Consider the following 13758-nt stretch of genomic DNA (forward strand, 5'->3'; position numbering starts at 1 on the left):
TAAGATGTCATTTTCTATGCAGGTTGTTAATGAAGAAGGAATTAAGGCAGTAATTGAAGAACAGGTAAAGCCCATTCCAGAAGAATTGGTAAAATTAAAAGAAACAGCTGAAGCAAATGTGGCGATGATCATGCAAATTGATACTGTTTCTAAAGAAACATATGATAAACGAAAAGAAATTCTGCAATCGATTGAATCATTTGGTTTACAAACAATGAAATCTTCTGCCAGTAAAAATTCACTATTAAAAGTATCAATCGGTCAGCTTTCCAAAAGTGGTGATGAAGGAGGGCAAGTCGCAAAAGGGTTAGCTGACTTACAAATTCAAATAAAAGATTTAGATCCGAGTGTAGTAGATTTTGCTAAAAAAGGATTTCTTGGTAAGTTATTTAATCCATTAAGGTCCTATTTTCAAAAATATGAGAAGGCAGATATTGCAATAGCTGATATCGTAAAATCACTTGATAAAGGAAAAAAGATACTAGAAAACGATAATACGACTTTAGAACATGAACAACTCTCACTTCGGTTACTTTCAAAAACGTTAGAAAAAGAAATACAGCTTGGATTGCTAATGGATGAAACAATTGAGGGCCAGATTGAGAAAGCTAAAATTGAGGGAGAAGATCAGGAAAAGATTAAGTTTATTACTGAAGAAGTACTCTATCCTTTACGTCAGAGGGTAATGGATTTGCAGCAAATGTTAGTTGTAAATCAACAAGGCGATATGACCTATGAGGTCGTTATCAGAAATAATCGGGAACTAATTCGTGGAGTTGAACGAGCAAAAACAGTAACGATTACTGCTTTAAATACCGCAGTAACTGTTGCGAGTGCTTTATATAATCAAAAAATCGTTTTACAAAAGATAACTGCGCTCAATCAAACAACGAATATGATTATCGAAGGGACTTCTAGATTATTAAAAGAACAAGGTGTAGCAATCCAAAAACAAGCAATGGGATCAGCAATTTCTGTTGATACGCTTAAAACATCTTTTGCAAATGTTATTTCAGCTTTTGAGTCGATAAGTACGTTTAAACAAGAAGCATTGCCAAAGATGCGCCAAACCATTTTGCAATTCCAGGAATTAGCTGATGTCGGTTCTAAGCAAATTGAGCAACTCGAAAAAGGGAATCGGATTGGATTATAGGACTTAAAATTAAGCATTAAGTAATTAATAATATAAAAAGCAAAAAAACTGAGATTACAATTATCTTAGTTTTTTTGCTTTTAGAATTGATTGCTTGATTGCTATTATAGATTAATTTACACTAAGACGTTTGATATCTTCTTTTGGAGGAAATCCAAACATGCGTGCATATTCTCGACTGAATTGAGATGGACTTTCATAACCTACACGAAATGCGATTTCAGCAGCATCTGTCGATTCAGATAATAATAGTAGTCGAGCTGCTTGTAATCTTAAATGTTTTTGAAATTGAATTGGACTCATAGCGGTAACTGCTTTAAAATGCCTATGTAGGGATGAAATACTCATATTAGCGATTTCAGCAAGTTTCTCAATTCGTAAAGTTTTATCAAAATTATTGCGGATTTGTTCCACAACATCACTTATTCGATTTGTAGAACTACCCTCAATGGCAATTTGCTGTAATACTCCTCCATGCTGACCGATCAAAACTCTGTAGAGGATTTCCTTTATGAAAATAGGAGCAAGAATCGGTATATCTTTAGGACTTTTCAATAATCGTGCTAACCTAATTATTGCGTCTACGATTGATTCCTCTAACTGGCCTACAAAAATACCACGTTTCGGTTCATCTTTCGGAATATCAATCTGAACTTCACTTAAAATTTCTACAATTTGTTTAGGGGTAAATTCTAACTTTAAAGACAGATATGGTGCGTTAGGAGAAGCAGTAATTATTTGTCCTGAAACGGGTAAGTCGACGGATGCAACCAAGTAATTTGATGGACCATACTTAAATCGTTCATTTGCAAGCATTAACTCTTTTTCACCCTGTACGATGATGCATATACAAGGCTTGTAAACCCGGTAAATTGGTTCAGTAACATGTGACTCACGGATTAAAAATAATGAGGGAATTTCAGTTTCATGAACACCATCTTGATTTGTAAAACTTTCAATGAGTCTGGCGAGTTCATCTTGAAAAGTATAAATTTGGTCAGTCATTTAACAGTGTCCTCCTTTTATTCCGTTTTCATCATTCAATTTTGTCTATTAAACTATTCTATGTGATAAGATTAGGCAATCATTTGGGATAAATAAGATAACGTATGTAGCTAATTTTAATGCATAATTAAGTATATGAAAGATCGTTTTAAAACAATAACTTTATCATTAGACAAGATGCTTACTACATACTACGATTCCTAAAAATCGAATTAGGGAGAGAAAGCTTATGAAACTTATCGCACTTGATTTAGATGGTACGACATTAGATACGAAAAAAGAAATTAGTAATGAAACTATTCGAGTCATCAAAAAAGCTCAACAACAGGGTCATATTGTCATGATTCTATCAGGGCGAGCACCAAGTTCAATCAATGCAGAATTGAATAAGTACGGATTAAATTGTCCGATTGGCGGACATAACGGTACGGCAATATTTGTAGATGGTAAATTATTAGAATTAAATTCACTAGGATGTCCTCAAGTTCAAAAATTGGCTTTAGAAATCGAAAAAGAATCTGTACCGTATAATATTTCGACTAATAAAGGTATTTTTGCACCAAGAGACTGGAATGAACGATTTGAAAGAGTTATATCATCTGGTAGAATACCAGAAGAATATTTTGAAAATAGGCACTACAAGATGTTTACAACATCGCCTCATTTATATGGTCATTCATTTTTTGACCATGTTGACGAAATTATTCAGGACAAAGAATTTACGGTCCAAAAATTTCTAATTTTGTGTCTTGATCCAGAACAGAAGAAACGTCTACAGTTAAGATTGAATTTAATTGATGAGACCTTTGTGACTGGTTCTTCCCCATTTAACCTTGAAGTAACACATATTAATGGGAATAAAGGATATGGTTTAAAAGTAATGGCAAGTCATTTTAATATTCCATTAGAAAATACAGTTGCGATTGGTGATGAAAAAAATGATATTCCAATGTTCAATGTAGCTGGTTTATCAATTTCCATGGGGAATTCTGAAGAAGAAGTAAAAAGACACAGTGATGTCGTTACTTTAAGCAACGATGAAAATGGAGTTGCTTATGCGATTGAAAAATATATTTTAAGAGAATCTACCGTATTATATGGGGATTCGTTTAATCCAAAATTTAAAAAATAAATGTTTTGAATAGAAATAACTAGGTTTCGAGTATAATAGAGAAGTTATCTTAAAATAGATCCTTTTAATAAGGACTTAGATTTGTTAGGGGGGTAAAAGTTGTTTAGACGGATAAAGAATCTGTTTTCGATTAAAGGTTATAGTTTATTCGTCATTTGTATGTTATTTGTTGGTATTGGACTTTCAATTACAACGCCGTATTTATCTCTGTATTGTACTGAAATAATAGGGATGAGTGCGGGTGCTTTTGGGGTTTTTATGGCAGTCAGCTCATTGAGTGGAGTTGTGGTTAATTCTTTCATTGCTGAACGATCTGATAGAGGGCTTGACAGAAAGTGGATTATCATCATTTCGATGCTTTCATCAGCTTTAGGATACGCTTCGTTTTTGTTATTTCATAACTTTTACTTATTATTAATTTTCGTCACTCTTTTTAATGGAATCGGCGCTGCTTCAATGCCACAAATTTTTGCGTATGCGCAGGAATCAGCAAATGATAGTAAATCGATTGATAAGACATTTGCAATGTCTACTTTACGATCACTCTTATCACTTGGATTTTTAATTGGCCCATTAGGTGGGACGTTAATTTTGCAAGCAATCGGATATGATGGATTATTTTGGGGAACAACTTTAATTTATGTGCTTATTACAGTAATTGTTTACGTGTTCCTACAAAGAAAAAAACCAAATCAAAATAATAGTAAGAAACATAATCGTAAAGAAAGTAATTTAATGAACCGGAAACATTTAATCCAGCCATTTATCGCTTTCATTTTACTGTTTGCAGTCAGTTCGATTAACTGGATCAATACACCGTTATTTATTGTAAATAATCTTCATGGTACACATACCGATGTCGGCTTAGTAGTCAGTATCTGTGCTGGGTTGGAAATTCCAATCATGCTATTGTTAGGAGCGCTTGCTAAAAAGATTTCAAATCATACATTGATGATTTATGGATGTTTTGTTGCGATTTTTTATTACTTTATTTTAAGTATTTCAACTCAGACTTGGCAAATCATCCTTGCACAACTACTACAGGCAACGTTTATTGCAATTGTTATGGCTAATGGATTAAGTTATTTTAATGATCTCCTTCCTAATTCACCAGGTTATTCAGCATCAATCTATTCGAATGGATCAACGATCGGAAGATTACTAGGAAATCTTGGTGGAGGGGTTTTTGCCCAATATGCAGGTTTTCGAAATGTAAATTGGCTTTGTTTAGTAATTGTGCTAGTCTCTCTCTTTATTTTATGGAGAACAAGGCATACAATTGAAATGGAAATATCGGCAAGTCATAGTCATTCGATATAAGAAAAAATAGAATTCTAGGATGGAAACGAGTTACCAAATTGGTGGCTCGTTTTTATTTTACAATGAGAAAGCATAAATAGTAGCGTTTTAGAAAACTCGACTTAGTTGCCAATTTTAATTTGATTGAGAAGGATTAATGACTTATAAAATTGAATAAACACTATGGAACAGTTATCTAAAAATTAGACTATGAAAAGGAAAAGTATACATGTCTCTTAATTTAACTTTAATGAATAAAGAAGATTTTCAAAGATTTCTAGAAATTGCAACTGTAAATTTTGCGAATGATAAAGTGAAGAATGGAAGTTGGAAAGAACAAACAGCTTTAGAACAATCGAAGGCTGCATTTCAATCTTTATTACCTGAAAGAGAAAATACTGAACATAACTTTTTGAAAAATATCGTTTTGAATGAACAAACGATTGGTTATTTGTGGTACTCGATTAATACAAAACAAGAGCCACACAATGCATTTCTATTTGAAATTCTTATTTATCCGGAGCATAGAGGACAAGGGTTTGGTAAGGAAGCAATGAGTTTATGTATAAAAGAAATTCATAACTTAGGTGTAGAAGACGTATGGTTACATGTTTTTGGTCATAATCAAGGTGCATTGAATCTTTACCAACAACTTGGATTTGAGATTACTGATTATAACTTAAAGATTAGTTCCACACGCTTTAAATAAAGGAATACAAACTAATATCTAAGATTGTCTTTTGGATCATAGGGGTGAAAAGATGAAAAATACTAAGTTTAGATGGAGTAATGAGCAGATTAGAAATCAGGTAAATGTTCTTAATGATGTGTTAAAGCCTCATATTATCTTAAAAAATTCAACCTATTTAAATACTTATTTAGACCAATGGGTAAATGCAAATATATGGATTTATGAAGATCGAATTGTATATGTTGGAGAAAATTTACCCGATAACTTAAATGAAATTGAAGTATTTGATTGTGCCGGACAATTTTTAGTACCCGGGTATATCGAACCGCATGCCCATCCTTATCAGTTATATAATCCACTCACATTAGCAAAACATGCAGGACAATTCGGTACAACAACATTAATAAATGATAATTTAAAATTATTTTTTGAACTTCCTAATGATGTTGCATTTGAGTTATTAAATGATTTTAAAAATATTCCATCAACCATGTATTGGTGGTGTCGTTTTGATGGACAAACCGAATTTACTAATAATAACGACCTTTTTAATAGTGAAAATATTATAGCTTGGCTTGAAAATGAATTTGTTTTACAAGGTGGAGAACTAACAGCATGGCCAAAGTTACTAAATGGGGATAATCAAATGCTATCCTGGATACAAGAAACAAAAAGGCTAAATAAAAAACTGGAAGGTCATTTTCCAGGTGCATCTGAACGAACGTTAGCTAAACTTATGTTATTAGGAGCAGATTGTGATCATGAAGCCATGACAGGGCAAGAAGCAGTTACGCGTCTAATGCAAGGGTATACTGTATCTTTAAGAAATTCATCTATTCGACCTGATTTAGAAATTCTTTTAAAAGAAATAATTGAATTAGGTATCCAAAAATTTGATCGCTTTTTCTTTACGACAGACGGGTCACATCCTTACTTTTATGAAAATGGAATGACAGATGAATTAATAAAAATCGCAATCCGACAAGGTATTCCGTTAATCGAGGCCTATAAAATGGCAAGCTATAATATAGCAACCTATTATAATATGGAACATTTACAGGGTTCAATTGCTACAGGGAGAATTGCGAATATTAATTTTTTAGAAAGTAAAGAAAGTCCTACACCAATAAGTGTTTTAGCGAAAGGTCAATGGATTAAGAAAGACGGAAAAGTTGTAAATGATTTCATTTCGATCGAATGGGAAAAATATCATTTTTCCAAACTAAACATAAAGTGGGGCTTATACCCTAATGATTTGAAACTTGAGAACTCAGATGGCATAAATCTAGTAAATAATGTAATTACTAAACCGTACAAAAGTGAAATTGATATTGAAAGTGATGTTTTGTCAGACGAACATGATGAATGCTTCCTTATGATGATTAGTAGAGACGGATCTTGGAGAATAAATACACTATTAAAAGGATTCGCACAACAAATAGGTGGATTTGCTAGTTCTTATTCAGGTACTGGAGACATTTTAATTTTAGGGAAAAGAAAAAAAGATATGTTACTAGCATTTGAGCGAATGAAAGAAATCGGTGGTGGGATCGTCCTAGTTGAAGAAAGCAAAATTCTTCACGAAATTGCATTACCATTAAAAGGCAGCATGTCTAATTTAGATATGGTCGATTTAATGAAGGATGAGAAAAAAATGATCAATTTGCTTAAGGAAAAAGGATATAAATACAACGATCCTGCATTCACTCTATTATTCTTATCCGCAACTCATTTACCATTTATTCTATTGACCCCGAGTGGTTTATTGGATGTAAAAAGTAGAAAAGTTTTGATTCCTACAACAAAAAGAGAAATTCCTCAAAATATTTAGCTAGCTATATAGGCATGAATCCAAGCTAATAACGGACTCATGCCTTTTAATTTTTTGTATTTCATTAAAAATACATAATAGGATTATCTAGAATGATAATTCATAATTTATCCATCTAAAATACTTATTTCCTTTAAATTATCTCTTTACTTTACCTTTAACTTCTTGATAAAATATATTTCCGTCTGAAAATTCGGCTATTTACATATAAGGAGGTTAGGAACATGACGACACTAGCATATGAAGAAGAACTGAAATATCTGGATACAATTTTAGAAGAAATGGAACGGCAGTTAACTAAACTTGAAAGTATTCCTGTTTACTCTGGGAGTGATGTAACTGAACAAGTACTTGAAGGTATACGAGAAACAAATCGAAGAAATCTCCGTATCGCTAAAAATGAACCGTATTTTGGTCGGATGGATTTTCAAGAAGATGATAAAGAATCGGTACCAATTTACATTGGAAAAATAGGATTATCTGATCAAGCAACAGAAGATCCTATGGTAATTGACTGGCGTGCTCCAATTGCTAGTATGTTTTACTCATTTACCGGAGGAGACGATCATACATATTACGAATCTCCTGAAGGTATAATCGAAGGGTTAATTCATCTAAAGAGAAACATTGTCATCCGCAAAAAAATTCTCCAACGCGTAGTAGATACATATGTAAGAGGCGATCAAAATGAATCAGTGACTGATGATTTTCTTCTTTACCGATTAAGCGAGAACAAAGATAATCGCTTAAAGGATATCGTTTCTACTATTCAATCTGAACAAAATGATATTATTCGTTCATCTAAAAACACACCATTAATTATACAGGGAGTAGCAGGTAGTGGGAAAACTACTGTGGCCCTTCATCGACTTGCATTTCTAATTTATCAATACCGTGAAACATTAAGAGCAGATAAAATGATAATTTTTGCTCCAAACAATATGTTTCTTGACTATATTTCAAACGTGCTTCCGGAGTTAGGAGTAGGTGGTATTCAACAAACTACATTTACTGACTGGGCGTTAGAGATTCTAGATTATGAAGTAAAACTTAAGGATTCAACCGTGAATCTTTTAAAATGGTTTACTATTGGCGCTGATCGCATCGAACTAAATGATTCAAGTCCTGGAAAATGGAAAGGCTCATCTCATTTTATGTCCTATATTGATAAATGTATGGATCTTTATGAAACTTCAGCTGTTCCTAACAGTGATTTTAAACCTTGGGACAATTTAATGATTAAAAAAGAAACGCTTCATCATTGGTTTAGTTTTGAATATAAGCATTACCCGCTTGCTAAACGAAGGGAACGTATTGTCGCAAGAATAAAGAAATGGATTGATGGTGAGTTAAAGAATATAGAAGAAACGAACATAAAAAAAGAGCGTAAGAAAAAAGCAACACACTATTTAACTTCCTATATGAAACAATGGCCAAAACATTCTGCACTTTCATTCTATAAAACACTTTTCGTCGCAAAAAATTTCGAAATGAATGAAGAAATGATACCAGCCGAAATTATAAAAACTACTTCTTTGAATTGTAAAAAGAAAGAGATGGATCAAGAGGATTTAGCACCGTTAGTCTATATCCATAACCGACTTTACGGTATTGAATCAAAACAAAAGTTTCATCATGTAATTGTAGACGAAGCACAAGATTTTTCTCCATTTCAAATTGCGTTATTAAAGCAAATGACGATTGGCAATTCGTTTACGATTCTAGGTGATTTATCGCAAGCTATTCACGAATACCAGGGTATAACGACTTGGGACGAATTTTTAGACGTTTTTGAGGAAAAAGAAGTCACATATTACGAATTAAATAGAAGCTACCGTTCGACAATGGAAATTATTCAATTTGCTAATAAAGTGATTGAAAAAGCAAATATTCCAGTCAGTTTAGCAAATCCAGTTTTTCGTAGTGGTGAAACAGTTAAACTAATAGAAGTGAAACAGACTAACCGAATCCAAACGATTATCCATTCAGTTGAACAGTTACAGAAAAAGAAGATGGATACAATTGCAATTATTGGTCGCACCGAAGACGAATGTGAAATGTTATATAACGCATTATCTGAAGCTGGTCTCTCTGCAACTTTTATTCATGCTAAACAGCGTAAATACGAAGGTGGAATATCCGTTGTTCCAGTTTATCTTTCGAAAGGTCTTGAATTCGATGCAGTATTATTAGTCGATGTTGATGACATGCATTATAAAGAAACAAAACAAGATGCAAAACTGTTGTATGTTGGGTGTACGCGTGCACTACACAATCTGCTTGTGCTTTATACTGGCACCAAGTCTCCACTTATTCATAACATTGAATCAATTTAAGAGTTTAAACTAATAAATACTAATTTGTAGAAAAAATGAAATGAAATCAAATCTTAAAAAGACGATGCTTATTATCTGATTTTGTCATTCAAAACTGATTATTTTTTGTTCTAAGTAAAGGATTTTTAAAGAGTTTTTTATGAATACTTTTATTGAAGAATAAGTTGATTGGAACGAAAGGATACTCGACTCCTATGGGAGATGCGGAAAGGCTGAGACCCCGCAGGCTTGCCGAGGAGGCTCAGGTTTCGCCCCATGGAAAGCGAGAATCCTGTAGTGGAAATGAACATCACTCAACTTCCTTTACAAAAATTTGGTCATTATTTGACAAGATTATTTTTCAACAGCGTGAAAAAAGAATTGATCTTATTAATCAATTCTTTTTTTGTGTTTGATAATCTTCCAACTGAAAGGTAAATATTCATTTAAACTACAAAAAAAATCGAAAATTGTCATAAAATATTCCAAAATATGGTAATAACAGCTCTTTTCAACATCAATATTAGTCTATTAATATTGTAATATAAAATTAAAGAAGGTGAAGGTCATCGAATCAAATCAAGAAGTTGTTTTGTGTTTAAAAGACTTAAAAAAGGTTTATGGACCAAAAATCGTTTTAAAAGGAATTGATTTGGTAGTAAATCGCGGTCAAATCATTGGTTATATTGGACCGAACGGCGCAGGTAAGAGCACTACTATTAAGATATTGCTAGGACTTGAAGGTGAGTATTCTGGTCAGGTAGAGATTTTTGGTGATGAAATCTCTGATAAGAATATCGAATATAAGAAAAGAATAGGCTACGTTCCGGAAATCGCTGAGCTTTATGATAATCTTACTGCTAGAGAGTACTTAACATTTGTTGGTGAGTTATACGGAATGGATTTCACAGATGCCGATGAAAAAGCTCGAAAACTAATGAAAGTTTTTGGGTTAGAAGAAGTATATCTTTCACGAATTGCTTCTTTTTCAAAAGGAATGCGCCAAAAAGTTCTAATCATTTCAAGTTTAATCCATAACCCAGATTTACTGTTTTTAGATGAGCCACTAAGTGGGCTTGATGCGAATAGTGTCATGATCGTTAAAGAAATATTAGCAGTACTTGCTGCGAATGGAAAAACAATCTTTTATTCTTCTCATATAATGGATGTTGTTGAAAAAATCAGTCACCGAATTATTTTAATCAATGATGGTAGAATCGTCGCAGATGGTAGTTTCGAAGAATTAAAGGAACAAAATAAAGAAGGATCATTGGAACAAATTTTCAATCAACTTACTGGTTTTAATGAACACCAGTCACTTGCTGAAGAATTTGTATCAATTGTTCAAGGAGTGTAAGCTGTGAAGGATTTTCCAATGCTTAAAGTATTAGATTTATTTAAATCACTTTTTAAGTTATTTGGTGTTGACTATTCAACGATGAGAAAAATATTAGTCGTAAAATTTACAATGGATAGTCGGAGAACTCCAACGATCTTTAATCAGAATCGAAAAAACAAGAAGAATAATGAGGAAGAAAACGGTGTCATAAAATCTTTGGGAATGTATGCATTACTTAGCCTTTTTCTCATTCCTTTAATTTTATTTGGGAAAAACTACTTCTTTCAAATGAGTATATTATTTGGAGTAGTTATGTTTCTAGTAATGACTTCGATGATATCAGATTTTTCAAATGTTCTACTAGATATTAAAGACAAAGGAATTCTTCACACTAAGCCAATTGAAAAAAAGACGCTTAATGCTGCAAAAACTGTTCATATCTCAATCTATCTTTTTTTAATCACTTCGGCTATTACTGGTTTGCCAATTATTATTGGAACGATTAACAATGGAATTGTATTTTTAATAATAGCAGTTATTGAGCTATTTTTAGTTAATTTTTTAATTGTTGTTTTAACGTCGATTATTTATTATTTCATCCTACGATTTTTTGACGGGGAAAAGTTAAAGGATATTATCAATTACGTACAAATAGGATTATCTATTACAATTGCAATTGGCTATCAAGTTGTCAGTAGAGCTTTTAGTATCGTTGATTTGAATATCCATTTTACACCAAGTTGGTGGCATTTCCTCATACCTCCGATTTGGTTTGGAGCCCCATTTGAACTAGTTCTAAATGGTAACACAAATAAAACCGTCATCTGGTTATCAGTGTTAGCTGTAGTAATACCTGTATTAGCAATTTTGATCTATAACCGAATGATGCCATCTTTTGAGAAAAATCTTCAAAAGTTAACGAATCATGGAGGTACAGTTAAACAAAAAGATCGTAAACTAAAAAATTGGTTAGTAGGGGTTATTTGTCGGAATAATGAAGAGAAATTATTCTTTCGATTCGCAGATAATATGATGAGAAACGAAAGGGAATTCAGGCTAAAGGTGTATCCATCTTTAGGGCTTTCAATTGTTTTCCCATTCATCTTTTTATTTAACCAACTACAAATAACTTCATATGATCATCTTGTTCATAGCAAAAGTTATTTAACGATCTATACATCTTGCTTGATTATCCCTAATGCTATCGCAATGTTAAGATATTCGGGGAAATATAAAGGAGCTTGGGTCTACAAAACAGCACCAGTTTCAACTCTGGCACCATTATATAGTGCAACATTAAAAGTATTTATTACGAATTTATATTTACCTGTCTTTTTTATTTTAAGCTTAATTTTTATAGCCATTTTTGACATTAACATCTTACCAGACATATTCGTAACGTTTGTGAGCTCTATTTTATATACAATTATTTGCTCAAATTATCTTAAAGGTACACTTCCATTTTCTGAATCGTTTGAGGATGCTCAGCAGAATTCAGGAGTTAAAATCATTATTGCATTAATAATTGGTGCAGTATTGGCAGGAATTCACTATGGAATAACGTTTATTCCATATGGAGTGTATGGTTATTTAGTACTTCTTTTAATTATTACTTTCTTTTCTTGGAAAAAGGCCTATAAGACGATATGGAATTTTTGATTTAGAACCTTTTAGCACCTTTTAGCATTCAACACGTTAAAAACCACCAGCTACTGGTGGTTTTTTAATTACTTTATAACTCACGAGCAATATGATAGAAAATCATTGATTTTTGGGATAATATGGAATAGTGAATCATTAAAGAATGCGAGAAAGGATGTTATCTTTGTCTAATTTATTTAAACCGTTTATCTGCAAAGGATTAGAATTAAAAAACCGTGTCGTTATGCCACCAATGTGTCAGTATTCTGCTCATCTTAAAGATGGTATTCCAACTGATTGGCATTTTGTTCATTATACAAGTCGGGCAATCGGTGGAACAGGTTTAATCATCATTGAAATGACGAATGTTGAAGACAGAGGAAGAATTTCTGATTATTGTTTAGGAATTTGGAGTGACGAACATACCGCTGCATTCAAGAGAATTATTGATGAATGTCATAAGTATGGTGCCAAAGTTGCGATTCAGATTGCACATGCTGGACGTAAAGCTGAGGATGCTCCAAACCCAATATCCAGTTCGCCAATCGCTTTTAATGAAAAATATAAGGTTCCACATGAGTTATCTACTATAGAAGTTAAAGAAGTAATTGAAAAGTTCAAGAAAGGGATTGAACGAGCTGTTCTTGCAGGAGTGGACACAGTCGAACTTCATGGAGCACATGGGTATTTAATTCATCAATTTTCTTCATCATATACGAACCATAGAACAGACGAATATGGTCAGGATAAATTTTTATTTGGAAAAGAAATTATTGAATCTGCAAAAAGCGTAATGCCAAAGGACATGCCACTTATTATGCGAATCTCTGCAGTAGAATACGTAGATGGTGGCTATGACCTTGATTATGCTGTCGAAATGGCGAAAGCATATAGAGATGCTGGTGTCGATATTTTCCACATTTCTTCTGGTGGTGAAGGGCCAATTGGTTCAGGTGGTAGACCTGGATCTCATCCTGGTTATCAAGTTAAATTTGCTGAACGCATTAAACATGAAGTAGGTACACCTGTCATTGCTGTTGGAAATCTAGATAATGCAATTCTTGCAGAATCTGTCCTTGGTAACAAAGAAGCTGATTTAATCGCAGTTGGTCGTGGAATGTTAGCAAATCCTTATTGGGCGAATAATGCATCGCTCCTTCTTGAGGATAAACCTTTAACGCCAAAACCATATGAAAGAGCATATTGAAAAGGAATGAATAAGTTTTAGATAATAGTGATTAATTTTTAGTGTGAGTCTAAAGGTTTTTTTAAACTTTTAGACTCTTTTTTATAAGCTTACATCTTAAATAATATGGAATCGTATAAGGGAATCGAAACAAGATTTCATTAAA

The 13758-nt window shown here is 32.8% G+C and carries 9 protein-coding genes and 2 pseudogenes; 10 read left to right on the plus strand and 1 reads right to left on the minus strand.

The window, feature by feature from the left end:
* Nucleotides 1–4 precede the first annotated feature (4 nt).
* The gene (locus tag B7R67_RS07015; RefSeq protein WP_088068897.1) at nt 5–1153 is read left to right on the plus strand and encodes a toxic anion resistance protein; all 1149 of its coding nucleotides are present in this window, start codon (nt 5–7) and stop codon (nt 1151–1153) included.
* 111 nt (nt 1154–1264) lie between these two features.
* Here the strand turns inward: B7R67_RS07015 and B7R67_RS07020 are convergent, their stop codons facing one another.
* On the minus strand, nt 1265–2158 hold the full coding sequence (locus B7R67_RS07020) for an AraC family transcriptional regulator (protein ID WP_088068899.1): 894 nt from the start codon (nt 2156–2158) through the stop codon (nt 1265–1267).
* Nucleotides 2159–2387: 229 nt separating this feature from the next.
* Here B7R67_RS07020 and B7R67_RS07025 point away from each other — a divergent pair, with 229 nt between their 5' ends.
* The 9 genes and pseudogenes from B7R67_RS07025 to B7R67_RS07060 all read left to right on the plus strand — a co-directional run bounded on the left by B7R67_RS07025 (nt 2388) and on the right by B7R67_RS07060 (nt 13613).
* Complete coding sequence (locus B7R67_RS07025) at nt 2388–3290, plus strand: Cof-type HAD-IIB family hydrolase (RefSeq protein WP_088068901.1); 903 nt, start codon at nt 2388–2390, stop codon at nt 3288–3290.
* A 99-nt stretch (nt 3291–3389) separates the two neighbouring features.
* A complete protein-coding gene (locus tag B7R67_RS07030) occupies nt 3390–4610 on the plus strand; it encodes a sugar efflux transporter (RefSeq protein WP_088068903.1) in 1221 nt (406 codons plus the stop codon).
* Between the two features lie 208 nt (nt 4611–4818).
* The gene (locus tag B7R67_RS07035; RefSeq protein ID WP_088068905.1) at nt 4819–5298 is read left to right on the plus strand and encodes a GNAT family N-acetyltransferase; all 480 of its coding nucleotides are present in this window, start codon (nt 4819–4821) and stop codon (nt 5296–5298) included.
* Nucleotides 5299–5350: 52 nt separating this feature from the next.
* A pseudogene (locus B7R67_RS22835) lies at nt 5351–6449 on the plus strand (amidohydrolase family protein); the annotation flags it as partial.
* Between the two features lie 98 nt (nt 6450–6547).
* Nucleotides 6548–7111 (plus strand): annotated as a pseudogene (locus tag B7R67_RS22840) (adenine deaminase C-terminal domain-containing protein); the annotation flags it as partial.
* A 224-nt stretch (nt 7112–7335) separates the two neighbouring features.
* The gene (locus tag B7R67_RS07045; RefSeq protein ID WP_088068908.1) at nt 7336–9447 is read left to right on the plus strand and encodes a HelD family protein; all 2112 of its coding nucleotides are present in this window, start codon (nt 7336–7338) and stop codon (nt 9445–9447) included.
* A 538-nt stretch (nt 9448–9985) separates the two neighbouring features.
* Nucleotides 9986–10783 (plus strand): ABC transporter ATP-binding protein, encoded by a 798-nt coding sequence (locus B7R67_RS07050; protein WP_407920382.1) that lies wholly within the window; start codon nt 9986–9988, stop codon nt 10781–10783.
* 3 nt (nt 10784–10786) lie between these two features.
* Nucleotides 10787–12424 carry a hypothetical protein gene (locus tag B7R67_RS07055; protein ID WP_088068910.1) on the plus strand — a complete coding sequence of 546 codons (1638 nt, stop codon included), beginning with the start codon at nt 10787–10789 and terminating at the stop codon, nt 12422–12424.
* Nucleotides 12425–12590: 166 nt separating this feature from the next.
* Nucleotides 12591–13613 carry an NADH:flavin oxidoreductase/NADH oxidase gene (locus B7R67_RS07060; protein WP_088068911.1) on the plus strand — a complete coding sequence of 341 codons (1023 nt, stop codon included), beginning with the start codon at nt 12591–12593 and terminating at the stop codon, nt 13611–13613.
* Nucleotides 13614–13758: the final 145 nt, after the last annotated feature.

Origin of the sequence: Gottfriedia luciferensis (assembly GCF_002156865.1) — a bacterium.
GTDB classification, from domain to species: domain Bacteria; phylum Bacillota; class Bacilli; order Bacillales; family Bacillaceae_G; genus Gottfriedia; species Gottfriedia luciferensis.